The sequence below is a fragment of the Citrobacter sedlakii NBRC 105722 genome (assembly GCF_000759835.1).
GTDB lineage: Bacteria > Pseudomonadota > Gammaproteobacteria > Enterobacterales > Enterobacteriaceae > Citrobacter_A > Citrobacter_A sedlakii.
The window spans coordinates 154,282-178,368 of the sequence record NZ_BBNB01000007.1; the positions used below are offsets into that span (position 1 = coordinate 154,282).

Consider the following 24,087-nt stretch of genomic DNA (forward strand, 5'->3'; position numbering starts at 1 on the left):
ACGGTCTGTCAGGCGGTAATGGCAGGCTTTACGATGCGGTTTCCAGCGTTTTTATCACCGTGTTGTAAACCGCCAAATTTATTGCGGGGCGTCTTCCAGAATGGAGCGTCAGAAATGAAAAAAGCACCAGAAAGGTGCTTTTTCGCAGGTTACGTTTTGAGGAAACTTAACCGTAAATATTGGCGCGATCGCGCAGTTCTTTACCTGGCTTAAAGTGCGGAACGTATTTTCCTTCCAGCTCGACTTTATCGCCAGTCTTCGGGTTACGCCCGGTTCGTGGTGCGCGATAGTGCAAAGAGAAGCTGCCAAAACCGCGGATTTCAATACGCTCGCCCTGCGCAAGAGTCGAGGCCATATGTTCCAGCATCTCTTTAACTGCATCTTCAACCGCTTTTGCGGGAATATGAGATTGCTGGGTTGCAAGTCTTTCAATCAATTCTGACTTGGTCATGATTCCTCCGGTTCCTATAAGGCATATAAGCGCTGCTGTTGCATTGATTAAGGGCGGCCGTAGCCGCCCTTTGTCATTGATTACAGAACGAATCCTGTAATCTGTCAAGTAATCTCATCTGACTTCGCGATGAAACATCCCGAAGTTTCAAAGAATTACTCGCCTTTAGCTGCTTTGAATGCTTCAGCCATTGCGTTGTTAGAGAAGTTTGCATCTTCCTGTTTGTTAACAGTTGCGATGGCATCTTTCTCATCAGCTTCGTCTTTCGCACGAACAGACAGGCTGATTGCACGGTTCTTACGGTCAACGCCGGTGAATTTCGCTTCAACGTCGTCGCCTACGCTCAGAACCAGTGTTGCATCTTCAACGCGGTCACGGGAAGCTTCAGAAGCGCGCAGGTAACCTTCAACGCCGTCAGCCAGTTCTACGGTTGCGCCTTTCGCGTCAACTGCAGTCACTTTACCGTTTACGATTGCGCCTTTCTTGTTCAGTGCAACCCAGTTGTTGAACGGATCTTCTGCCAGCTGTTTAACGCCCAGAGAGATACGCTCGCGCTCTGCGTCAACCTGCAGAACAACGGCTGCGATTTCGTCGCCTTTTTTGTATTCACGTACTGCTTCTTCGCCTGCAACGTTCCAGGAGATGTCAGACAGGTGAACCAGACCGTCGATGCCGCCGTCCAGGCCGATGAAGATACCGAAGTCAGTGATAGACTTGATTTTACCTTCAACACGGTCGCCCTTGTTGTGGGTTTCCGCAAACTGCTGCCACGGGTTAGATTTGCACTGCTTCAGACCCAGGGAGATACGACGACGTTCTTCGTCGATATCCAGAACCATCACTTCCACTACGTCGCCAACGTTAACAACTTTGGACGGGTGGATGTTTTTGTTGGTCCAGTCCATTTCGGAAACGTGTACCAGGCCTTCAACGCCTTCTTCGATTTCAACGAAGCAACCGTAGTCGGTCAGGTTGGTCACGCGACCGGTCAGTTTGGTACCTTCCGGGTAACGCTTAGCGATAGCAACCCACGGATCTTCGCCCAGCTGTTTCAGGCCCAGGGATACACGGGTACGCTCGCGGTCGAATTTCAGCACTTTAACAGTGATTTCGTCGCCAACGTTTACGATTTCGCTCGGATGCTTAACGCGTTTCCAGGCCATATCGGTGATGTGCAGCAGGCCGTCAACGCCACCCAGATCAACGAATGCACCGTAGTCAGTGAGGTTCTTAACGATACCTTTAACTTCCATGCCTTCCTGCAGGTTTTCCAGCAGCTGATCGCGCTCTGCGCTGTTTTCGGATTCGATAACGGCACGACGAGAAACAACAACGTTGTTGCGCTTCTGATCCAGCTTGATGACTTTGAACTCAAGCTCTTTGCCTTCCAGGTGCAGCGTGTCGCGCACCGGACGAACGTCTACCAGGGAACCTGGCAGGAACGCACGAATACCGTTCAGCTCAACAGTGAAGCCGCCCTTAACTTTGCCGTTGATAACACCGGTAACAGTTTCAGCATCTTCGTAAGCTTTTTCCAGCGTGATCCATGCTTCGTGACGTTTAGCTTTCTCACGGGACAGCAGGGTTTCACCGAAGCCGTCTTCTACTGCATCCAGAGCAACGTCAACTTCGTCACCCACCTGGATTTCCAGCTCGCCCTGGGCGTTTTTGAACTGCTCAGCCGGGATGGCGGACTCAGATTTCAGACCAGCGTCAACCAGTACTACGTCTTTGTCGATAGCAACAACAACACCGCGAACGATGGAACCCGGACGGGTTTCGATTTCTTTTAAGGATTCTTCAAACAGTTGAGCAAAAGATTCAGTCATGTTTAATCTTCAGGTTTCATATTTAACGTCCATCTGACTCCATGCCGGATGGGGTTGTTTAACATACCCGCTGTCATTCCATTGCAACGGGGGTACTGCAAATTCGGTCGCTTTTAAGCGAGTGCCAGTTTTTGGCGCGCGTATTGTAGCGCTTTTTCAATCACTTGCTCAATGCTTAATCGGGTTGAATCTAAAACTAAAGCATCAGCAGCGGGAACTAACGGCGCTACAGCACGGTTTCGGTCGCGATCGTCGCGTTCTTTGATCTCGGCCAAAAGGCGTTCAAAGTTAACACTAAAGCCCTTTTCCTGCAACTGTAGCATACGGCGATGCGCACGTTCTTCAGAGGAGGCGTCAAGGAAGATTTTCACCGGCGCGTCCGGAAAAACCACCGTCCCCATATCCCGTCCGTCCGCGATCAGGCCAGGCAACTCACGGAAGGCGCGTTGACGACGCAACAGCGCTTCACGTACGCGTGGAAAGGCGGCGACCTGTGACGCAGCGTTCGCCACTTCCTGCGTGCGAATTTCACCGCTCACATCTTCGCCTTCGAGAATCACTTCCAGATTTCCGTTGGTTGAGACAAAGCGCACATCAAGATGGGTCGCCAACGGAACCAGCGCATCTTCAGAGGCGACATCGACATGATGATGCAGCGCCGCCAGCGCTAACACGCGATAGATAGCACCAGAGTCCAGCAGATGCCATTGCAATGCTTCCGCCATTGCCTTGCACAAGGTGCCCTTTCCTGCACCACTTGGGCCATCAATGGTAATTACCGGGGCAATTGCCGTCATCTTTCTCTCCTTAAACAGGCACACCGTTAACGTAAACGCCGCGCATTATACGCGCCAACGCCCACAATCGTTAACGTTGTGTGCAAAAACCCGAATCGTCTGTATTCAGATGAAGAATAATTGCGCAATTATAGCGGGCTGGCGCATAACCAGCCCAAAAGATGACAATGTTTTACTTTTTGTCGGCGGCAATACGGTCGCGCATGTGCTGAGCGCGATCGGCTGAGGCGGGGTGGGAGTCCATCAATGATTTCGCATGCCCCGCGTCCATGGTGGCGAATTTATCGAATGCGGTGACCAGTCCCTGGGTATTTATGCCGCGTTTCTTCAGCAGGTCATAGGAGAAATCATCGGCATCCGATTCCTGGCTGCGGGAGAACGAAGAGTTGATTACCCCTTCGGCCAGGTCGCCGAGTTGAGATTGCGACAGTTTGGACGCCACTCCGCTGGTAGCGGAGAGGGCGTCACGGGCCGCCAACGTTGCATAGGCCGTTTGCATGGCTTTACGAGAATGCCCTAACGAGACGTGGCCTAACTCATGCCCCAGAACGCCTTCGATTTCGTTATTGGTCATCAGATCCATCAGGCCTGAATAGACGCGAACACAGCCGTTGGCCATTGCCCATGCGTTGATCTCACGGGTCATATATACCTTGTAAGATACCGGCGTGCCGTCAATGTTATTGCCCAGCGCTTTCGCGATTTTATTTAGCCGCTTCGTGTATTTGCTCTTAGAACCCGCCAGTTTATTTTCACTGTCCATCTGTTTGCAGGACTCAGCAGACAGCGCTTTGACGTCCGCATCCGAAAGCGTCGCCGCTTTGTAAGCAGCGACGCCGGAACTGGCGAGCAAATCGCCATTGACGCCATTTTTACAGCCAGCCATTAACGTAGCGGAAATCGCCACCGCCAGCAGCAATGATTTATTTTTCATGCTAATCTTCCAATGATATTTATAATAAAAAGATATAAATCAAGAGGTTAAATCGAGAGGAAGGTAGCATTAGCGATAAGGGTAAATAAAGTACGAAAGCGGACGCAAGCGCGCCAGCGCAAAGGCTGGCGCGAAAGTTAATCAGGCGGGAGTGCTAATACGCGCCAACTGCTCGAAATAATCCGGGAAGGTTTTAGCGGTACATTTCGGATCAAGAATGGTCACCGGCGTGTCGGATAACGCCACCAGCGAAAAACACATCGCCATACGGTGATCGTTATAGGTGCCAATTTCAGCAAACTGTAATTTCGCTGGCGGGGTGATGCGAATATAGTCGCGCCCCTCTTCCACTTCCGCCCCTACTTTACGCAACTCGGTCGCCATCGCAAACAGACGGTCAGTCTCTTTGACGCGCCAGTTATAGATGTTACGAAGCGTGGTCGTACCTTTAGCAAACAGCGCCGCCGTCGCAATGGTCATTGCCGCATCGGGAATGTGGTTCATGTCCATATCAACGGCATTTAGCTCACCGCGAGTACAGGCAATAAAATCATCGCCCCAGGTCAGTGTCGCCCCCATTTTTTCCAGCACATCCGCGAAGCGAATGTCCCCCTGCATACTTTTGCGGCCAATACCGGTCACCTTTACCGTCCCGCCTTTAATGGCTCCCGCGGCAAGGAAATAAGAGGCGGATGAAGCATCGCCTTCGACCAGGTAAACACCGGGAGACTGGTATTGCTGACGGCCCTTCACGACAAAACGCTGATAGTGATGGTTTTCAATTTCCACGCCGAAGGTTTTCATCAGATTTAACGTAATGTCGATATACGGCTTCGACACCAGCTCGCCTTTAATGCTGATGATGGTTTCCTGCGACGCCAGAGGGGCCGTCATTAACAGTGCGGTCAAAAACTGGCTGGAAACGCTGCCATCAACCTCAACCTGACCGCCGGTAAAGCCACCGCGCAGACGAAGCGGCGGATAGTTTTCCTGCTCCAGATAGTCAATACAGGCCCCGCCCTGACGCAGCGCATCAACCAGATGACCAATTGGTCGCTCTTTCATACGCGGCTCGCCGGTCAGCACAATGTCGTTTGTACCGAGGCAAAGCGCTGCGGCAAGCGGACGCATGGCCGTTCCGGCGTTGCCCAGAAACAGCTCCAGTGCGCCGGTAGCCTGTAGCGGACCACCGTTGCCGGTGATTTCGCAACGGGTACGATCCGCAGAAAGGGTGTAATTGATCCCCAACGCGCTCAGCGCATTGAGCATATGGCGCACATCATCGCTGTCTAACAGGTTGGTCAGAACGGTGGTGCCATGGGCTAACGCCGCCAGGAGCAAAGCGCGGTTAGACACGCTCTTAGAGCCAGGCAGATTAATGGTGCCATCGACCCGCGCGATGGGTTGTAACGTCAGGGATTCCATGTACTCAACTCTCAAAAAACAAAAATAAAAACCCCACAGACGACGCTGTGGGGATGAAACGCCACACTTATTTAGCCGTGACGACGTTCGAAATCGACCATAAAGTCGGTCAGGGCTTTGACGCCTTCCAGCGGCATCGCGTTATAAATGGACGCACGCATTCCCCCCACCACACGGTGGCCTTTCAGCGCGTGAAGACCTGCCGCAAAAGACTCTTCAAGGAACAGTTTGTCCAGCGCGCTGTCCGCCAGTTGGAACGGTACGTTCATGCGGGAACGGTTGGCTTTCGCCACATCGTTGCGGTAGAAATCGCTGTTATCAATCACGCCATACAGCAGTTCGGCTTTCTGTTGATTGATTTTATGCATCGCGTCGACGCCGCCATTCGCCTTCAGCCATTTAAATACCAGGCCGGAAAGATACCAGGCAAAAGTTGGTGGCGTATTAAACATTGAGTCGTTATCGTTCAGAACGGTGTAGTCCAGAATCGACGGGCAGCTGGTGTGCGCTTTTCCTAACAGGTCTTCGCGAACGATCACAATCGTCAGCCCGGCAGGTCCGATGTTTTTCTGCGCGCCTGAATAGATAACGCCGTAGCGGGAAATGTCTAACGGCGCCGAAAGAATCGTTGAGGAGAAATCAGCCGTCACGACCACATCGGAGGCAAAATTCGGCGTTTCATTAATGGCAATGCCGTCAATGGTTTCGTTCGGGCAGTAGTGCATATACGCCGCGTTATCCGAGAGTTGCCATTCGCTCATCGGCCTGACCGCGCGCAGTCCGTCCACGGTAACTTTGGCATCAATCACGTTTGGGGTGCAGTATTTTTTCGCTTCTTTTACCGCGCTGGCCGCCCAGTAACCGGCGTCCACGTAGTCTGCGGTGGTTTTATTTCCCAAAATATTCAGCGGAATAGCCGCAAACTGCCCGCGTCCGCCGCCGTGACAGAACAGAACTTTATAATTGGAAGGGATGTTGAGGAGATCGCGAAAATCCTGTTCCGCTTCCGCTGCGACCTGGATAAATTCTTTACCGCGGTGGCTCACCTCCATGACGGAGGTGCCAAGACCGTTCCAGTCGCACAGTTCCTGTTGAGCCTGTTTGAGCACGTCTGCCGGTAACATTGCCGGGCCTGAACTAAAATTGAAAACCTGAGCCATTTCCCCTCACCACGTTGCATTGTTATTCACCCACGCTCTGACGAAGCGCAAAGAGTGGGTTTACGTTATTCCTGTGGATATTGGTTTTATCATTCAGTGATACGCGCCGCAACGGGTAATAATCGGCGCGGTTAAAATGAGTGTTCGCTCACACAACACAATCTGTCGGATTGATGGCTAATGACCGATATTTTTGCTGTCAGAGCACCCTTTTTGCCCGACTGGCCTTCGACCATTCTGGATTCTTGCAGCGCGGACAATCTTGCCTGTCGCCAGCGTTAAGAGTAATGACTTCGCTGCAACGCACGCAGGCGTAATCTCCCGTTTCGGGAACGACATGAAATCGCTCGGTGCAATATTTAGGCAAAATGCTCAGACCGGGTTTTATCTTTTCTTCTTCAAAGAAATAGACGCTGATTTGCCCGTTGGTTTCCAGTATCGCCAGCCGCACCTGACCAAGTTGCTCTACGCCATTCAGACGCAGTTCCATAAAGAACTCAAACTCCGTCATATTGGCATGATTCAGTTTGGACCATGCCAGCTCGCCATCTTCAATGATGACGACCGGTTTCCCCTCCAGTAAATCGCCAATCCTTTCACTACGCGCCATCAGCCACATCGCCAACCGGTAAAGCAGCGCAATTATGATAAAGACCACCAGCACCGGCAGCATTGGGACATCATCATAAAAAGCGACGTCCCCTGCCGCGGAGCCCAGCGTCAAAATAATCAACACTTCAAAAAGCGACATCTGGCGCACGCCGCGCCGTCCCGTCAGCTTAAGAAACAGATAGACCAGTACAAAGGTATAAAGACTACGTAACGCAACCTCGCCCAAAAATTCCAGTGGCACTTTGTCCAGTGCCATCCGTTGTAGATCAAACGCTTTCATTTCTCTGCTCTTATGGTGGTTTACTGCATAAAAGCATAGTCAAAACTTTTATTTCCGCCGCGTTCGTGGCGGCGATAGCGTCAGTCAGATAAAACCCGTATCATTGCGCGCTTTCCGTACGACAAAAGTGATTTTCATGACGCAAACATTTATTCCCGGCAAAGACGCCGCCCTGGAAGATTCCATCGCTCGCTTCCAGCAAAAATTGCTCGATCTCGGTTTCCATATTGAAGAAGCCTCATGGCTGAATCCGGTGCCAAACGTCTGGTCGGTGCACATCCGCGACAAAGAGTGCGCGCTGTGCTTTACCAACGGCAAAGGCGCGACGAAAAAAGCGGCGCTGGCCTCTGCGCTGGGCGAATATTTTGAGCGTCTGTCGACGAACTATTTCTTTGCCGATTTCTGGCTTGGCGATACCATCGCCAACGGCCCGTTTGTGCATTACCCTAACGAAAAATGGTTCCCGCTGAACGACAGTGACGACGTGCCGGAAGGGTTGCTCGACGCGCGTCTGCGCGCTTTCTACGATCCGGAAAACGAACTCGCCGGCAGTATGTTGATCGATCTCCAGTCCGGCAACGAGGAACGCGGCGTGTGCGGCCTGCCTTTTACTCGCCAGTCAGATAACCAGACCGTCTATATTCCGATGAACATTATCGGCAATTTGTACGTCTCTAACGGTATGTCCGCCGGTAATACCCGTAATGAAGCGCGAGTCCAGGGACTGTCGGAAGTCTTTGAGCGTTATGTGAAAAATCGCATCATTGCCGAAAGTATCAGTCTGCCGGAGATCCCTGTCGATGTACTGGCGCGCTATCCGTCGGTGGTGGAATCCATTGCGACACTGGAAGCGGAAGGTTTCCCGATCTTTGCCTATGACGGATCGCTGGGCGGCAACTTTCCGGTGATCTGCGTTGTCCTGTTCAACCCGGCTAACGGCACCTGTTTTGCCTCTTTTGGCGCCCATCCGGATTTCGGCGTCGCGCTGGAACGTACCGTGACCGAACTGCTGCAGGGCCGTGGACTGAAAGATCTCGATGTGTTTACCCCACCCACCTTCGACGACGAAGAAGTGGCCGAGCACACCAATCTGGAAACCCACTTTATCGACTCCAGCGGTCTGATCTCCTGGGATCTGTTCAAGCAGGATGCCGACTACCCGTTCGTCGACTGGAACTTCTCTGGCACTACCGAAGAGGAGTTCGCAACGTTAATGGCCATCTTCAACGCCGAAGATAAAGAGGTCTACATCGCCGATTATGAACATCTTGGTGTGTACGCCTGCCGTATCATCGTACCGGGTATGTCTGACATCTATCCTGCCGAGGATCTGTGGCTCGCGAATAACAGCATGGGAACGCATCTTCGCGATACTCTGCTTTCGCTTCCGGGTAGCAACTGGGAAAAAGAAGAGTATCTCCGTCTTATCGAGCAGTTAGATGATGAAGGGTTTGATGACTTTACCCGCGTGCGCGAACTGTTGGGCCTGGCGACGGGTCCGGATAACGGCTGGTATACCCTGCGTATTGGCGAGCTGAAAGCGATGCTGGCTTTGGCGGGCGGCGATCTGGAACAGGCGCTTATCTGGACCGAATGGACAATGGAGTTCAACGCGTCCGTCTTTACGCCGGCGCGAGCCAACTATTATCGTTGTCTGCAAACGTTGCTGCTGCTTTCCCAGGAAGAAGAGCGCGAACCGCTGCAATACCTGAACGCCTTTGTGCGTATGTATGGCGCGGATGCGGTAGAAGCGGCAAGCGCGGCGCTGAGCGGTGAAGCGGCTTTCTACAGCCTGCAGCCGGTGGATTGCGATCTTCATGCCTTCGCTTCACACCAGTCTCTGCTGAAAGCGTATGAAAAGCTGCAGCGCGCAAAAGCCGCATACTGGTCAAAATAAAGGCAATTGGCTTACTGACTGTAGGCGTTAATTATCGTCTGAGCTATATTACGGGGCGCTTTACGTGCCCCGTTTTACTTATTATTGAAGAGCCAAATATAAATGTAATAACAAGGTTAAATATTGGTAGTTGATATTACTATTATTAACCGCTATTTGTTACTTTATTTGGCAATTACTCCATATTAATTAACCGCTCAACAGACCCAGGAAGGAAAAAATTCAACTCATTTGCTAAATTTTAAAATTTATTTTTATTAGGATAATCAATAAATTACACCTAAATCGCATAAAAACCATGCGCTTTACGGGCCTATAAGCCAGGCGAGATATGATCTGTATCAATTTCTCATCTATAATGCTTTGTTAGTATCTCGTCGCCGACTTAATAAAGAGAGAGTTAGTGTGAAAGCTGACAACCCTTTTGATCTTTTACTCCCTGCTGCAATGGCCAAAGTGGCCGAGGAAGCAGGTGTCTATAAAGCAACGAAACATCCGCTTAAGACTTTCTACCTGGCGATTACCGCCGGTGTATTTATCTCCATCGCCTTTGTTTTCTATATCACTGCGACGACCGGCACGGGTACGATGCCCTTTGGTATGGCGAAACTGATTGGCGGTATCTGCTTCTCTTTGGGGTTGATCCTTTGCGTAATTTGCGGCGCTGACCTCTTTACCTCCACCGTTTTGATTGTTGTTGCCAAAGCCAGTGGGCGTATTACCTGGGGCCAGTTAGCGAAAAACTGGCTGAATGTCTATTTTGGTAACCTGGTGGGTTGCCTGCTCTTTGTGCTATTGATGTGGCTTTCCGGCGAGTATATGACCGCCAATGGTCAATGGGGACTCAATGTTCTGCAAACCGCCGACCACAAAATGCACCATACTTTTATTGAAGCCGTCTGTCTCGGCATCCTCGCTAACCTGATGGTGTGCCTGGCCGTATGGATGAGCTATTCAGGTCGTAGCCTGATGGATAAAGCGTTTATCATGGTTTTACCGGTCGCCATGTTTGTTGCCAGCGGTTTTGAGCACAGTATCGCAAACATGTTTATGATCCCGATGGGTATTGTCATCCGTGATTTCGCCACACCGGAATTCTGGACCGCTGTTGGGTCTACTCCGGAAAGTTTTTCTCACCTGACCGTGATGAACTTCATCACTGATAACCTGATTCCGGTTACGATCGGTAACATTATCGGCGGCGGTTTGTTGGTCGGGTTGACATACTGGGTCATTTATCTGCGCGGCAACGATCATCATTAATTCTGATTTTCGCACTGCGCAGTAAATAAAAAATCCACTTAAGAAGGTAGGTGTTACATGTCCGAGCTTAATGAAAAGTTAGCCACAGCCTGGGAAGGTTTTACCAAAGGTGACTGGCAGAATGAAGTAAACGTCCGTGACTTCATCCAGAAAAACTACACTCCGTATGAGGGTGACGAGTCCTTCCTGGCTGGCGCGACTGAAGCCACCACAGCGCTGTGGGACAGCGTAATGGAAGGCGTTAAACAGGAAAACCGCACTCACGCGCCTGTTGACTTTGACACCTCTGTTGCTTCTACCATCACTTCTCACGACGCTGGCTACATTAACAAAGCCCTTGAGAAAATCGTTGGTCTGCAGACTGAAGCGCCGCTGAAACGTGCGATCATCCCGTTCGGCGGTATCAAAATGGTTGAAGGTTCCTGCAAAGCGTACAATCGCGAGCTGGACCCGATGCTGAAAAAAATCTTCACTGAATACCGTAAAACGCACAACCAGGGCGTGTTCGACGTTTATACTCCGGACATCCTGCGTTGCCGTAAATCCGGTGTTCTGACCGGTCTGCCAGACGCATATGGCCGTGGTCGTATCATCGGTGACTACCGTCGCGTTGCGCTGTACGGTATCGACTACCTGATGAAAGATAAATTCGCGCAGTTTACCTCTCTGCAGTCTGACCTGGAGAATGGCGTAAACCTGGAAGCGACGATTCGTCTGCGTGAAGAAATCGCTGAACAGCACCGCGCGCTGGGTCAGATCAAAGAGATGGCGGCGAAATACGGCTGCGATATCTCTGGTCCGGCTACTAACGCTCAGGAAGCTATCCAGTGGACCTACTTCGGCTACCTGGCTGCCGTTAAGTCTCAGAACGGCGCAGCAATGTCCTTCGGTCGTGTCTCCACCTTCCTGGATGCGTACATTGAACGTGACCTGAAAGCGGGCAAAATCACCGAGCAAGACGCTCAGGAAATGATTGACCACCTGGTCATGAAACTGCGTATGGTTCGCTTCCTGCGTACCCCGGAATATGATGAACTGTTCTCTGGCGACCCGATCTGGGCAACAGAATCTATCGGTGGTATGGGCGTAGATGGCCGTACTCTGGTTACCAAAAACAGCTTCCGCTTCCTGAACACCCTGTACACCATGGGTCCTTCTCCGGAGCCGAACATCACCGTTCTGTGGTCTGAAAAACTGCCGCTGAACTTCAAGAAATTCGCCGCTAAAGTGTCCATCGACACCTCTTCTCTGCAGTACGAGAACGATGACCTGATGCGTCCGGACTTCAACAACGACGACTACGCTATCGCATGCTGCGTAAGCCCGATGGTTGTGGGTAAACAAATGCAGTTCTTCGGTGCGCGTGCAAACCTGGCGAAAACCATGCTGTACGCAATCAACGGCGGCGTTGATGAAAAACTGAAAATGCAGGTGGGTCCGAAATCTGAACCGATCAAAGGCGATGTTCTGAACTTTGACGAAGTGATGGACCGTATGGATCACTTCATGGACTGGCTGGCTAAGCAGTATGTCACCGCGCTGAACGTTATCCACTACATGCACGACAAGTACAGCTACGAAGCCTCTCTGATGGCGCTGCACGACCGTGACGTGGTTCGCACCATGGCATGCGGTATCGCAGGTCTGTCCGTTGCGGCTGACTCCCTGTCTGCTATCAAATATGCGAAAGTGAAACCGATTCGTGACGAAGACGGTCTGGCTATCGACTTCGAAATCGAAGGCGAATACCCGCAGTTTGGTAACAACGACGCTCGCGTTGATGACATGGCGGTTGACCTGGTAGAACGTTTCATGAAGAAAATTCAGAAACTCACTACCTACCGTAACGCTATCCCGACTCAGTCTGTGCTGACCATCACCTCTAACGTTGTGTATGGTAAGAAAACCGGTAACACCCCAGACGGTCGTCGTGCTGGCGCGCCGTTCGGACCAGGTGCTAACCCGATGCACGGTCGTGACCAGAAAGGTGCGGTTGCCTCTCTGACCTCCGTGGCTAAACTGCCGTTTGCTTACGCGAAAGATGGTATCTCTTACACCTTCTCTATCGTACCGAACGCACTGGGTAAAGATGACGAAGTTCGTAAGACTAACCTGGCGGGTCTGATGGATGGTTACTTCCATCACGAAGCGTCCATCGAAGGTGGTCAGCACCTGAACGTGAACGTCATGAACCGTGAAATGCTGCTCGACGCGATGGAACATCCGGAAAAATATCCGCAGCTGACCATTCGTGTATCAGGTTACGCAGTACGTTTTAACTCCCTGACGAAAGAACAGCAGCAGGACGTTATCACCCGTACTTTCACTCAGACCATGTAATTCCCTGTCTGACTGAAAAAGCGTAGAATAAAGGCTCCACGTAAGTGGGGCCTTTTTAGCAAATAGCCCGCCTCACAGCCTGGTTTGTCAGCTATCTATACTTTGGGTATCTGCCAAAACAGACTCGACACAGCCCATGAGCTGTGCGCCAACACGGCCCCGGATGGGCCACATCTGGAGAAACACCGCAATGTCAGTTATTGGTCGCATTCACTCCTTTGAATCCTGTGGTACCGTTGACGGCCCGGGCATTCGCTTTATTACCTTCTTCCAGGGCTGCCTGATGCGCTGCCTGTATTGCCATAACCGCGATACGTGGGATACCCACGGCGGTAAAGAAGTTACCGTTGAAGAACTGATGAAAGAGGTGGTGACCTATCGCCACTTTATGAATGCTTCTGGCGGCGGCGTAACGGCATCTGGCGGCGAAGCGATCCTGCAGGCGGAATTTGTTCGCGACTGGTTCCGCGCCTGTAAAAAAGAAGGCATTCATACCTGCCTGGACACCAACGGCTTTGTCCGCCGTTACGATCCGGTTATTGATGAACTGCTGGAAGTGACCGATCTGGTGATGCTCGACCTTAAGCAGATGAACGACGAAATCCACCAGAACCTGGTGGGCGTATCAAACCACCGCACGCTGGAGTTTGCCCGGTATCTGGCGAAAAAAGAGGTTAAGGTCTGGATCCGCTACGTTGTGGTGCCAGGCTGGTCCGACGACGACGACTCCGCGCATCGCCTGGGCGAGTTTACCCGCGATATGGGTAACGTCGAGAAAATCGAGCTGCTGCCCTATCATGAGTTAGGCAAGCACAAATGGGTGGCGATGGGTGAAGAGTACAAACTGGACGGCGTAAAACCGCCGAAAAAAGAGACCATGGAACGCGTGAAAGGCATTCTGGAGCAGTACGGTCATAAAGTGATGTATTAATTAAGAACGGCTGCACATGAGCAGCCGTTTTGTTATCTGCCATAAACAGGGAATGGATGCTCTATGCGCTTATTACTATCAGGAATTCTTCTCTTCTCAGCGCAGTGCGCGTATGCCGCCGATGTCTGCAATATCAGCACTATCGTTCAGCACGCCTGGCCGGATGCCACGCCAACAACGGATGGTTTCACCACCCGCGACAGGCAGATCATTACTTTCGATGACGCCTCGCCGCAGCGCGCTATCTGCCGCGTCTGGCCCGCCAGGCCGGAGCTGACGCTGGCCGCCGTTCCGCTGATGTCGGATGAACAAACGGATTACGACCACACCGGCGATCTGGAACTCTTGGTGCTGGATTCCGCGACGCTGGCGGTGAGGCAGCGATTGCATCTGCCCAACCGTATGAGTGATGATGCCTTTCGCATCACCAGACTCACCCTTGATACCGCACGCTGGAAAGTCGCTCCCGATCAAATCGCGTTTGGCCTGCATATCGTTCGTGACGGTAGCTCGCGCGTTAACCCTTTTCGCGAGGATGCTCTCTCCCTGTACGTGATCGAAAATAATCAGCTGCGTACTCTGCTTCCAGGAATCATTCTGGAAGATAACAGCGGCGAATGGGACGGAATGTGCGCAGGCGAGTTTAATGATATAAAACGCACCCTTGCCATAGGCGCCTCTTCCCACAAGGGTTATGCCGATATACGCGTCAGCGAAAAAAGCGTGGCATCCACGGCTTATATTGACGCCAACGGTGAATGCACCGCAAAGGATAAACCGGGAAAAGCCAGCTGGACCTTACACTATGACGGCAACCAGTACGTCGTCCCGAAAAGCCTGACTCCGCTTGAGTAACCGTCTTAAGGCATAAATGGCGCAGTATCCGTTCCCGGTGACCGGTTATGCCTTGCTGCGCGCCAGCAGAGGGAATATCAGGCCCAGCCCGACCAGCACAAACGGCGTCACGATATTCAGCGTCAGCTGGAAGGTCCATTCAGGGGTAAAAGCTTCTATTTTGGGGAAGATGCCGGTTAGGCAGGCAAAGGCGGTAAAGCCGAAACACCAGATGCCAACCGTCAGCGCCAGCGGGCGGTTACGGATAAACACATACTCCGGCTGATATTTCTGCGCCAGACGAATCACGGCAATAAAGGCGACAAATACCCACAGATAACGCAACGGCATCACCACGGAATTCAGGTTCAGCAGCCATTTATAAAGATTATTCATATCGCCAATACCAAGCGTGGGCAACATAATCAAAATCGCCACCAGCACAAGCGTCAGTATATAACCGTTTACCGGCGTTCCGGATGCGTTCGTGCCGCATAAACGCTGCGGAATATATTTACTGTCTGCATCCCCAAGCAGCACTTTCAATGGCGCATCGATAGAGAAAACCAGCGCCGCAATCTGACCTAACGTATTGGCGATAGCGTAAATAATCATCAGCGCATTGCCCAGATGGTAATATTCGCCTAACTTCTGGAAGGCGTAATATTGACCATTGGTCATCAGATCGTCGGGAATATTTCCTGAGTCAAACATCATTCCCATCGCCAGCGAGCCGAGAATAGCGCAAACGGCCACCATTACCGCCAGAAACAGCATTCCTTTGGGAAATTCCCGTCCCGGATTACGCGTCTGATTCACATATGGCGAAATCTTTTCCGCCCCGCCGACGGCAAAAACCAGCATGGAAATGGTCGTAATGTAGGTGAAATCAAAATGCGGAATAAACGTTTGCCAGGTGATGTTGGTCGTCGCGATCTCTACGTGGGTAATAGCCGGGGCCGTCACCGCCATCACCACATAGAGTATGGACATGACGAACATGGCGATACCCGCCACCGAACCGACAAACTTCAGCGATTTCATCCCCCGTGACGCCACCCACATGAAGAAGACAAAAAGCACCAGTGTGAGGCCCTGCAGCGCCACGACTGAATACTCTTTAATTAACGAACCATCGCCATTTAGCGCCCACCCCAGCGCGATTAAAATCGCCTGTGGTTTTTGCGCCAGATAAGGGATATGCACCACCCAGTAAGTCCAGGCGGCAAGATAGGCCAGTCCCGGCCCCATAGTCTGTTTTATCCACGTGCTGACGCCGCCCTTACCATCTTTAAAGGTGGAGCCAAGCTGGCCGACGATAAGGGCATAAGGAATAAAATAGAGGGCAAAAATAAACACCCATGAAAAAACCACCACCAGCCCCTGGTTGGCATAGTTATTCACTACGTTGCCAAAACCCCAGACGGTGATAAATGACATCAGCGCAATGTTGTACCAGCGCAACTGTTTTTCCCGTTCACCTGCCATAACACAATCCTTCGTGAAAGCTTTTATACAAAAATTAGGCGAAGGATTATGCGCGGGAAAAGAGGAAAGCGATATTGGCAGAGTAAAAAACTCTAACCGTCTGCACAGTTTATTTTGCAACAGTCGGAAGATATGATCAGTATATTAATTATTTCCCGTCATATATACGCAAACGCTATGCAAAAATAAGGCATAGCGTTTGCGCTGGTTTAAACGTGAGCAATCGGATCGGGCGTGTGCCCGGCATTACGCAGCAGCATCAGTAAATAAATAAACGAGACGCTGGCAATCATAATAAACAGCAGATTATCGGAATAATTCTGCATTAACATCGCGGTGAAGGAGGGCCCTAACAGGCTGCCCACGGTGTAGCTCAACAGCAATGCCTGGTTCATCGCCACAAGCTGATGCTGTTCCACTTTTTCACATGCCCATGCCATCGCCACCGGATAGAGGGTAAAACCTGCCGCCCCCAGAATAAACAACGCGGGGGCCATCGCGGCCTGGCTGAGCATCGCGATACTGCCGAGGATCACCACGAAGACCTGAACGCGCAGAACCAACAGGCGACCAAACTTATCGGCCAGACGTCCGATCGGCCACTGTCCCAGGATCCCGGCGCTAACCAGCACCGCCATCCAGAAACCGATGCTGGCGTTGCTTATCCCCTGGTGATTCAAATACAGCGGCATCAGACCGTACAGGGAGCCGAGAACAATTCCGGAGATAATACAACCGTTCACCCCCAGACGCGCCTGACGCAGCCTGAGCATCGACGTCACAGGTGTGGCGCTGTGTTCTTCCGACCGTTGATTCAGAATACGCGTGAAGAGCAGCGGTAAAATCGCCGCCAGTACCATACCCGTTACCCACGGCAACACATTCATCAGCTCCGTGGACACTTTGCTGACCAACAGCTGACCGAGGAATGTCCCCACGTAGTAAACCATCATATAAGCCGCCAGCAGGCGACCACGATTGCGTGAGGTGCCGCTGCACATCAGCGCACTTTCCACTACCACCCAGATCATGGCGCAGCCCACGCCCGCCACGAAGCGCCAGGCCAGCCAGCTCCAGAATCCGACCATTACCCCAAGCCCCACACAGCCAGCGGCAAAAATCAGCGAAGCAAGGTAATAGCTACGGTTAAACCCGAGATGTTTAATTAAATAGCCCGTCAGTAACGTACCCACCAGATTCCCGGTGAAATAAGACGAACTGATAATGCCCACCTGCCAGGTCGGCAGGTTTTCCTGAGCGAGCCAGAGCGGGACGAGCGTGTTCAGCACCGCGATCGCCAGGGTCAACAAAAGCAGGCCAGACAGCAAAAGCATGACGGGCCGGGTATAGGTGGACATGAGTATAAACCGTGAGGAAGTTCAAATTTCACGCGCATCATGCCACCAACAAAAACATTGTCAATCGGCTGAAACCGCGGCCTGACGGCCCTTTTTATGGTTCGATTCAATTTATTGATTGAGAAAATGTATTCTGACCACAGCGTCCCACTCAGGTGGCTGTTTTTATTGATTTATCGCTAAAAGGCGCCGCGTCGTTTGGTCGAAAAATCTCATAGTCCCACCAACAATTTTTTTTCCGTTCTATGCTTTGAGTGAACCTCCCGCACCCGGTTGGTTTCGGGTGTTTCGCTGACTCTCTCAAGGAGAAGAAATGGCTAAGCCTTATGTTCGTCTCGATAAAAATGATGCTGCGGTTCTTCTGGTCGATCACCAGGCCGGATTGCTCTCACTGGTCAGGGATATCGATCCCGATAAATTCAAGAATAACGTTCTCGCCCTCGGTGATTTAGCCAAATATTTTAAGTTGCCGACTATCCTGACAACCAGTTTTGAAACGGGTCCAAACGGGCCGCTGGTCCCCGAACTGAAGGCGCAGTTTCCGGACGCCCCCTACATTGCGCGTCCCGGCAATATCAACGCCTGGGATAACGAAGACTTTGTCAACGCCGTGAAGGCGACAGGGAAAAAACAGTTGATCATTGCCGGTGTAGTCACTGAGGTTTGCGTGGCGTTCCCGGCGCTTTCGGCTATTGAGGAAGGGTTTGACGTTTTTGTGGTGACCGATGCCTCGGGCACGTTCAATGACATTACCCGCCTGTCGGCGTGGGATCGAATGTCGCAGGCTGGCGCGCAGTTAATGACATGGTTTGGCGTCGCCTGTGAGCTTCATCGCGACTGGCGCAATGACATTGAGGGGCTGGCGACGCTGTTCTCAAATCATATTCCGGATTACCGTAACCTGATGACCAGCTACGATACCCTGACGAAGCAGAAATAGAAAACCGGGGTCAACGCCCCGGTTTGGTGAGAGAGCCGGATGGCGTTGTCGCCATCCGGTAATTCCCTGTACGTTAACTGGCTACCGCTACGCCCACGGTCATATGCAGACCGTAGAACACGCCGCGGCCAATCAGTTCACCGACCAACAGCAGAACAAATGCTACCGAAAGCAGCGGTACCGCCGGCTGGTAGCCTTTCAACTGCGGCACAATCCAGCAGCAGAGCGCCACGGTGAGAACAACTATGCGCCAGGCCATCAGCGAACCGTAATCCGGCACCAGCGCCGACGCCTGTTGAATGGAGCTATGGATAGTCGCCAGCTCGGCGCCTTGCATCACCGACATAACCGCGCTCACAACCAGCGCCAGCAGTGAAACCGCAGGCAGCAGACGCATCGCCCAGCCATCGACGTCAGCCACGCGCAGCAGCAGGTAACCGAGCAGCGGCCCCCCCAAAAACAGCGTCAGGAAGAAGCCCATCGGCGTCCAGAGGCTGTACCAGGTCGGTACGGTATCGATGCTGTTATAAACGCGAACCATCATCCAGACAAATATCACGCCCAGAATCATGGTGACGATCAGCCACACTGTACGTAACGCCGGAGAGAGCTTTTTCATCACGGCCAGCAGCCAGCCGATACCGCCAATCGCAAAGAAAACAGAGCCGCTGGCGATTTCATTACTCAGCGCCGACGACCCTACGCGATTCAGCGAATTAAACGCGCGCATCGGCGAGCCGAGGTGCAGCATGGAGGCGATAAAACCAATCCCCATCAATACCCATAACGCAAACATACAGCGGATCACCCGCTGCTGCGTCTCTGCGCGCAGGTCGCCTTTGATCAGCGCCAGCGCCAGAACGATAAAGCCACCGACTACACACTGCCCGAAGACCGTGAAGATCATTAGCGGCCATTCATGCCATCCACTTCCCATCTTACACCTCCTTCGGATTGGCCAGATAACCCGTGGTGTCTCCCGTCGGGCGGCTGTTGGCGTTAGGTTTGATTACAATATTAGGTTTAGTGAAATGCGCCCCCGGCAGCGGAGCGACAGCGGCCAGATCGCCGTGTTTTTTACGCAGTTCTTCAATCGGACCGAAGTCCAGCGCGCGCAGCGGACAGGATTCCACACAGATCGGTTTTTTACCTTCCGCCACACGGTCATGGCAACCGTCGCATTTGGTCATATGACCTTTGGCGGCATTGTATTGTGGCGCGCCGTACGGGCAAGCCATATGGCAGTAGCGGCAGCCAATGCACACATCTTCATCGACCACCACAAAACCGTCTTCCCGTTTATGCATCGCCCCGCTTGGGCACACCTTGGTACAGGCCGGGTCTTCACAATGGTTACACGAAATGGACAAATAGTAGGCAAAGACGTTCTGGTGCCAGACGCCGTTATCCTCCTGCCAGTCGCCGCCTGCATACTCGTAGATGCGACGGAAGCTGACGTCCGGGGTTAAGTCTTTATAATCTTTACAGGCCAGTTCGCAGGTTTTGCAACCGGTGCAACGGCTGGAATCAATAAAAAATCCATACTGGGTTGTCATCGGCTACTCCTTACACCTTCTCAACCTGAACAAGGTTCGTATGTGACGGGTTCCCCTTAGCAAGAGGAGACGGACGCTGGGTGGTCAGCACGTTGATACAACCGCCCTGATCGATGCGTTTTGCATCCGGGTCGTACCACGCCCCTTCCCCTAACGCGACGACGCCCGGCATCATGCGCGGCGTGACTTTCGCCTCAATGTGCAGCTCGCCTCGACCGTTGAAAATACGCACCTTATCGCCATTGCTGATACCGCGCTTCTGAGCATCAAGCGGGTTGATCCACATTTCCTGGCGGCAGGCCGCTTTCAGCACCTCAACGTTGCCATAGGTGGAGTGGACGCGAGACTTATAGTGGAAGCCCGTCAGCTGTAACGGATAGTCTTTCGTCAGCGGATCGTTGTAATTCTCAAAGCCCGGGGTGTAGATCGGTAATGGATCGATCACGTCCCCTTCCGGCAATTCCCAGGTCGCAGCTATCTCGGCCAGTTCCTGCGAGTAGATTTCGATTTTGCCCGACGGGGTGGTCAGCGGGTTCGCCTGCGGGTCTTCACGGAAGGCTTTATACGCCACGTGATGCCCTTGCGGATCGCGCTGTTTAAAGATGCCCTGCTTGCGGAACGCTTCAAAGGTCGGCAGATCGGGAATCGCTTTACGCGACTGCTCGTACAGATGACGCATCCACTCTTCCTGCGTGCGCCCCTCGGTGAACTGCGCCTCCACGCCCAGACGCTTCGCCAGCTCGCTGGTCATCTGGTAGATGGTCTTGCACTCAAAGCGCGGCTTGATGGCCTGGTCAGCGAAGATAACGTAGGACATGTTGCCGCAGGAGGCATCCAGCGCGAAGTCCATCTGCTCAGAAGCCGTGCAGTCCGGCAGCAGAATATCGGCGTATTTCGCCGACGAGGTCATATGACAGTCAATGACGACAATCATTTCGCACTTCTTGTCGTCCTGCAGGATTTCATGGGTGCGGTTGATTTCTGAATGCTGGTTGATCAGGCAGTTACCTGCATAGTTCCAGATCATTTTAATCGGCACGTCGAGCTTATCTTTGCCACGCACGCCGTCACGCAGCGCGGTCATTTCCGGGCCACGTTCGATCGCATCGGTCCACATAAACATGGAGATACTTGTTTCAACCGGGTTTTCCAGCGTCGGCATACGCTCAAAAGGCAGCGAGTAAGAGCCTTCACGCGCGCCGCTGTTGCCGCCGTTAATACCCACGTTACCGGTCAGGATCGCCAGCATCGAGATCGCACGGGTCGCGATTTCACCGTTCGCGTGACGCTGCGGTCCCCAGCCCTGGCAGATGTACGCGGGTTTCGCGCTGCCAATTTCACGCGCCAGTTTGACGATGCGGTCTGCCGGAATGCCGGTGATCTGCGCCGCCCATTCAGGCGTTTTGGCTATGCCGTCTTTACCTTCCCCCAGAATATAGGCTTTGTAATGACCGTTTTTCGGCGCGCTGGCGGGCAGCGTTTTTTCATCGTAGCCCACGCAGTATTTGTCGAGGAACGGCTGATCGACCATGTTTTCGGTAATCAGAACATAAGCCAGCGCATTCACCAGCGCGGCGTCGGTTCCCGGGCGAATCGGGATCCACTCATCTTCGCGGCCCGCGCCGGTATCGGTGTAACGCGGATCGATGATAATCATCCGGGCGTTAGACTTCTGTCGCGCCTGCTCAAGGTAGTAGGTTACCCCACCGCCGCTCATGCGCGTTTCACCTGGGTTATTGCCAAACAGTACAACCAGTTTACTGTTTTCAATGTCGGATGGGCTGTTTCCGTCGGCCCACCCGCCATAGGTGTAGTTCAGACCGGCGGCTATCTGGGCTGAAGAGTAATCGCCGTAGTGGTTGAGGTAGCCGCCACAGCAGTTCATCAAACGCGCGACCAGCGTTTTCCCTGGCGGCCATGAGCGGGTTAACGTGCCGCCCAACGTCCCGGTACCGTAGTTCAGATAGATGGATTCGTTACCGTACTCTTTGATCAGCCGCTGCATATTGCTGGCGATGATGTCGTAGGCTTCATCCCAACTGATGCGTTCAAACTTTCCTTCACCGCGTTTGCCAACGCGCTTCATTGGATACTTAAGACGATCCGGATTATAAACGCGACGACGCATTGAACGCCCACGCAGGCACGCCCTTACCTGATGCAGACCATCGTAGCGATCATCGCCGGTATTGTCTGTTTCAACGTATTTGATTTCGCCATCCACCACATGCATACGCAGCGGGCAACGGCTGCCGCAGTTCACGGTACACGCGCTCCAGATAACTTTTTCGCTGGCCTGCGCCGGGCTGATGGCTTCGGCGGCGTTAGCGATTCGGGTAAATGGCAGGGTAAACGCGCTGCTGGCCATTGCCAGACCGCCTATGGCCGTCGTTTTTACTAAACCACGACGACTCACCTCAGCTGCCATAACGGCATCGGGGATCTTAGTTTTCATAATGGCTCACTCTGCTTGCTCACAGTAAAAGTGCAAAAATTAACGTTATTATTTGAATATGAATGCGACGCTATATAGTTACATATACAACGAAATAGTAGGATGACAGCGAAAAATGCTGAATTTCATTCGAAGGTAGTATTACTCCGTAGGGAGTATGAATTATTGTCCGGTGTCAAACAGGCACAAAAAAAGCGCCATCAGGCGCTTTTTTAGGGAAGGATGGCGTAACTATCAGCCAATATATTCCAGTCCGTTCATATATGGACGCAGTACTTCCGGCACCTGAATGCGGCCATCAGCCTGCTGATAGTTTTCCATCACCGCAACCAGCGTTCGTCCTACCGCCAGACCAGAGCCGTTCAGGGTATGTACCAGACGGGTCTTTTTGTCGGACTTACTGCGGCAGCGTGCCTGCATACGGCGTGCCTGGAAGTCCCAGACGTTCGAGCAGGAAGAGATTTCGCGATAGGTATTCTGCGCCGGGATCCAGACTTCCAGATCGTAAGTTTTGCAGGCGCCAAAACCCATATCACCCGTGCAAAGGATAATCTTACGATACGGCAGACCCAGCAACTGCAGCACTTTTTCGGCGTGGCCGGTCATCTCTTCCAGCGCCGCCATGGAATCTTCCGGACGGACGATCTGCACCATTTCTACTTTGTCGAACTGGTGCATACGGATCAGACCACGGGTATCGCGACCATATGAACCGGCTTCGGAACGGAAGCACGGCGTGTGCGCGGTCATTTTGATCGGCAGCTGATCTTCGTCGATGATTTCATCACGCACCAGGTTGGTCAGCGGCACTTCCGCCGTTGGGATCAGCGCATAGTTGCTGCTGTCCGCTTCTTCTTCCAGCGGACGGGTGTGGAACAGATCGCCGGCAAACTTCGGCAACTGTCCGGTACCGTACAGCGTGTCGTGGTTAACCAGATACGGAACGTAATTTTCGCTATAACCATGCTGTTCAGTGTGCAGATCAAGCATGAACTGAGAAAGCGCACGGTGCATACGGGCAATCTGCCCTTTCATGACCACAAAACGCGAACCCGTCAGCTTCACGGCAGCGGCAAAATCAAGACCGGTATGCATTTCACCCAGCGTGACGTGATCGCGCACGTCGAAATCAAACTCGCGCGGAGTGCCCCAGCGACTGACTTCAACGTTGTCGTTTTCATCTTTCCCCACCGGCACTTCGTCAGCAGGCAGGTTTGGAATGTTCAGCGCAATGTCACGGATCTCAGCCTGCAGAACGTCCAGTTCAGCTTTCGCTGCGTCCAGCTCTTCACCAAGCTTGTTCACTTCCAGACGTAAAGGCTCGATATCTTCCCCGCGCGCTTTTGCCTGGCCGATGGATTTCGATCGAGAGTTACGCTCTGCCTGCAGGTTTTCCGTATTGACCTGCAAAACTTTACGACGCTCTTCAAGAGCGCGCAGCTTATCTACATCCAGCTTAAAGCCCCGGCGTGCCAGTTTTTCAGCGACTGCGTCTGGCTCATTACGCAGCAGATTGGGATCGAGCATGCTTATCCTG

Annotated in this window: 19 protein-coding genes; 6 read left to right on the forward strand and 13 right to left on the reverse strand. The window is 52.5% G+C overall.

Annotated features, from left to right (window positions below; translation table 11 throughout):
* Window positions 1–166 precede the first annotated feature (166 nt).
* From ihfB to CSE01S_RS11145, 7 genes are all read right to left on the reverse strand, one after another.
* Complete coding sequence (ihfB, locus tag CSE01S_RS11115) at window positions 167–451, reverse strand: integration host factor subunit beta (RefSeq protein WP_000167332.1); 285 nt, start codon at window positions 449–451, stop codon at window positions 167–169.
* 155 nt (window positions 452–606) lie between these two features.
* Complete coding sequence (gene rpsA, locus CSE01S_RS11120) at window positions 607–2,280, reverse strand: 30S ribosomal protein S1 (RefSeq protein ID WP_042288135.1); 1,674 nt, start codon at window positions 2,278–2,280, stop codon at window positions 607–609.
* A 113-nt stretch (window positions 2,281–2,393) separates the two neighbouring features.
* The gene (cmk, locus tag CSE01S_RS11125) at window positions 2,394–3,077 is read right to left on the reverse strand and encodes a (d)CMP kinase (protein WP_042288138.1); all 684 of its coding nucleotides are present in this window, start codon (window positions 3,075–3,077) and stop codon (window positions 2,394–2,396) included.
* A 172-nt stretch (window positions 3,078–3,249) separates the two neighbouring features.
* Window positions 3,250–4,011 carry a metalloprotease LoiP gene (loiP, locus tag CSE01S_RS11130; RefSeq protein ID WP_042288141.1) on the reverse strand — a complete coding sequence of 254 codons (762 nt, stop codon included), beginning with the start codon at window positions 4,009–4,011 and terminating at the stop codon, window positions 3,250–3,252.
* 141 nt (window positions 4,012–4,152) lie between these two features.
* Window positions 4,153–5,436 carry a 3-phosphoshikimate 1-carboxyvinyltransferase gene (gene aroA / locus CSE01S_RS11135; RefSeq protein ID WP_042288144.1) on the reverse strand — a complete coding sequence of 428 codons (1,284 nt, stop codon included), beginning with the start codon at window positions 5,434–5,436 and terminating at the stop codon, window positions 4,153–4,155.
* A gap of 71 nt (window positions 5,437–5,507) precedes the next feature.
* Entirely contained in the window at window positions 5,508–6,596 is a 1,089-nt protein-coding gene (gene serC / locus CSE01S_RS11140) for a 3-phosphoserine/phosphohydroxythreonine transaminase (protein WP_042288146.1), read from the reverse strand.
* A gap of 199 nt (window positions 6,597–6,795) precedes the next feature.
* Entirely contained in the window at window positions 6,796–7,488 is a 693-nt protein-coding gene (locus CSE01S_RS11145; protein WP_042288148.1) for a DUF421 domain-containing protein, read from the reverse strand.
* Window positions 7,489–7,624: 136 nt separating this feature from the next.
* Here CSE01S_RS11145 and ycaO point away from each other — a divergent pair, with 136 nt between their 5' ends.
* From ycaO to CSE01S_RS11170, 5 genes are all read left to right on the forward strand, one after another.
* On the forward strand, window positions 7,625–9,385 hold the full coding sequence (gene ycaO, locus CSE01S_RS11150) for a 30S ribosomal protein S12 methylthiotransferase accessory factor YcaO (protein WP_042288225.1): 1,761 nt from the start codon (window positions 7,625–7,627) through the stop codon (window positions 9,383–9,385).
* A gap of 405 nt (window positions 9,386–9,790) precedes the next feature.
* Window positions 9,791–10,648: a formate transporter FocA gene (gene focA, locus CSE01S_RS11155; RefSeq protein ID WP_042288150.1), complete on the forward strand. Its 858-nt coding sequence runs from the start codon at window positions 9,791–9,793 to the stop codon at window positions 10,646–10,648.
* Window positions 10,649–10,705: 57 nt separating this feature from the next.
* Window positions 10,706–12,988, forward strand: coding sequence for a formate C-acetyltransferase (pflB, locus tag CSE01S_RS11160; protein ID WP_042288152.1), 2,283 nt, complete (start codon window positions 10,706–10,708; stop codon window positions 12,986–12,988).
* 190 nt (window positions 12,989–13,178) lie between these two features.
* The gene (gene pflA / locus CSE01S_RS11165; RefSeq protein WP_042288154.1) at window positions 13,179–13,919 is read left to right on the forward strand and encodes a pyruvate formate lyase 1-activating protein; all 741 of its coding nucleotides are present in this window, start codon (window positions 13,179–13,181) and stop codon (window positions 13,917–13,919) included.
* 63 nt (window positions 13,920–13,982) lie between these two features.
* Entirely contained in the window at window positions 13,983–14,774 is a 792-nt protein-coding gene (locus CSE01S_RS11170) for a PA3715 family protein (protein ID WP_042288155.1), read from the forward strand.
* 45 nt (window positions 14,775–14,819) lie between these two features.
* On the opposite strand, the gene CSE01S_RS11175 is transcribed toward CSE01S_RS11170, so the two are convergent.
* Window positions 14,820–16,241, reverse strand: coding sequence for an APC family permease (locus CSE01S_RS11175; protein WP_042288157.1), 1,422 nt, complete (start codon window positions 16,239–16,241; stop codon window positions 14,820–14,822).
* Window positions 16,242–16,450: 209 nt separating this feature from the next.
* On the reverse strand, window positions 16,451–17,599 hold the full coding sequence (locus tag CSE01S_RS11180) for an MFS transporter (protein WP_042288159.1): 1,149 nt from the start codon (window positions 17,597–17,599) through the stop codon (window positions 16,451–16,453).
* A gap of 313 nt (window positions 17,600–17,912) precedes the next feature.
* Here CSE01S_RS11180 and ycaC point away from each other — a divergent pair, with 313 nt between their 5' ends.
* Window positions 17,913–18,539 (forward strand): isochorismate family cysteine hydrolase YcaC, encoded by a 627-nt coding sequence (ycaC, locus tag CSE01S_RS11185; protein WP_042288161.1) that lies wholly within the window; start codon window positions 17,913–17,915, stop codon window positions 18,537–18,539.
* 73 nt (window positions 18,540–18,612) lie between these two features.
* Here the strand turns inward: ycaC and CSE01S_RS11190 are convergent, their stop codons facing one another.
* From CSE01S_RS11190 to serS, 4 genes are all read right to left on the reverse strand, one after another.
* A complete protein-coding gene (locus CSE01S_RS11190; protein ID WP_042288164.1) occupies window positions 18,613–19,476 on the reverse strand; it encodes a dimethyl sulfoxide reductase anchor subunit family protein in 864 nt (287 codons plus the stop codon).
* A 1-nt stretch (window position 19,477) separates the two neighbouring features.
* Entirely contained in the window at window positions 19,478–20,095 is a 618-nt protein-coding gene (gene dmsB / locus CSE01S_RS11195) for a dimethylsulfoxide reductase iron-sulfur subunit DmsB (protein WP_042288166.1), read from the reverse strand.
* Window positions 20,096–20,105: 10 nt separating this feature from the next.
* Window positions 20,106–22,550 carry a dimethylsulfoxide reductase subunit A gene (gene dmsA / locus CSE01S_RS11200; protein ID WP_042288168.1) on the reverse strand — a complete coding sequence of 815 codons (2,445 nt, stop codon included), beginning with the start codon at window positions 22,548–22,550 and terminating at the stop codon, window positions 20,106–20,108.
* A 234-nt stretch (window positions 22,551–22,784) separates the two neighbouring features.
* Complete coding sequence (serS, locus tag CSE01S_RS11205) at window positions 22,785–24,077, reverse strand: serine--tRNA ligase (RefSeq protein ID WP_042288170.1); 1,293 nt, start codon at window positions 24,075–24,077, stop codon at window positions 22,785–22,787.
* Between the last annotated feature and the right edge of the window lie 10 nt (window positions 24,078–24,087).

What these genes read in the sequence shown, in the direction of transcription:
- serS (WP_042288170.1), bottom strand. Translation starts at nt 24,077, where the DNA reads ATGCTCGATCCCAATCTGCTGCGTAATGAGCCAGACGCAGTCGCTGAA.
- ihfB (WP_000167332.1), bottom strand. Translation starts at nt 451, where the DNA reads ATGACCAAGTCAGAATTGATTGAAAGACTTGCAACCCAGCAATCTCAT.
- pflB (WP_042288152.1), top strand. Translation starts at nt 10,706, where the DNA reads ATGTCCGAGCTTAATGAAAAGTTAGCCACAGCCTGGGAAGGTTTTACC.
- ycaC (WP_042288161.1), top strand. Translation starts at nt 17,913, where the DNA reads ATGGCTAAGCCTTATGTTCGTCTCGATAAAAATGATGCTGCGGTTCTT.
- CSE01S_RS11180 (WP_042288159.1), bottom strand. Translation starts at nt 17,599, where the DNA reads ATGTCCACCTATACCCGGCCCGTCATGCTTTTGCTGTCTGGCCTGCTT.
- loiP (WP_042288141.1), bottom strand. Translation starts at nt 4,011, where the DNA reads ATGAAAAATAAATCATTGCTGCTGGCGGTGGCGATTTCCGCTACGTTA.
- dmsB (WP_042288166.1), bottom strand. Translation starts at nt 20,095, where the DNA reads ATGACAACCCAGTATGGATTTTTTATTGATTCCAGCCGTTGCACCGGT.
- CSE01S_RS11170 (WP_042288155.1), top strand. Translation starts at nt 13,983, where the DNA reads ATGCGCTTATTACTATCAGGAATTCTTCTCTTCTCAGCGCAGTGCGCG.
- CSE01S_RS11145 (WP_042288148.1), bottom strand. Translation starts at nt 7,488, where the DNA reads ATGAAAGCGTTTGATCTACAACGGATGGCACTGGACAAAGTGCCACTG.
- cmk (WP_042288138.1), bottom strand. Translation starts at nt 3,077, where the DNA reads ATGACGGCAATTGCCCCGGTAATTACCATTGATGGCCCAAGTGGTGCA.
- CSE01S_RS11175 (WP_042288157.1), bottom strand. Translation starts at nt 16,241, where the DNA reads ATGGCAGGTGAACGGGAAAAACAGTTGCGCTGGTACAACATTGCGCTG.
- pflA (WP_042288154.1), top strand. Translation starts at nt 13,179, where the DNA reads ATGTCAGTTATTGGTCGCATTCACTCCTTTGAATCCTGTGGTACCGTT.
- CSE01S_RS11190 (WP_042288164.1), bottom strand. Translation starts at nt 19,476, where the DNA reads ATGGGAAGTGGATGGCATGAATGGCCGCTAATGATCTTCACGGTCTTC.
- serC (WP_042288146.1), bottom strand. Translation starts at nt 6,596, where the DNA reads ATGGCTCAGGTTTTCAATTTTAGTTCAGGCCCGGCAATGTTACCGGCA.
- dmsA (WP_042288168.1), bottom strand. Translation starts at nt 22,550, where the DNA reads ATGAAAACTAAGATCCCCGATGCCGTTATGGCAGCTGAGGTGAGTCGT.
- aroA (WP_042288144.1), bottom strand. Translation starts at nt 5,436, where the DNA reads ATGGAATCCCTGACGTTACAACCCATCGCGCGGGTCGATGGCACCATT.
- ycaO (WP_042288225.1), top strand. Translation starts at nt 7,625, where the DNA reads ATGACGCAAACATTTATTCCCGGCAAAGACGCCGCCCTGGAAGATTCC.
- rpsA (WP_042288135.1), bottom strand. Translation starts at nt 2,280, where the DNA reads ATGACTGAATCTTTTGCTCAACTGTTTGAAGAATCCTTAAAAGAAATC.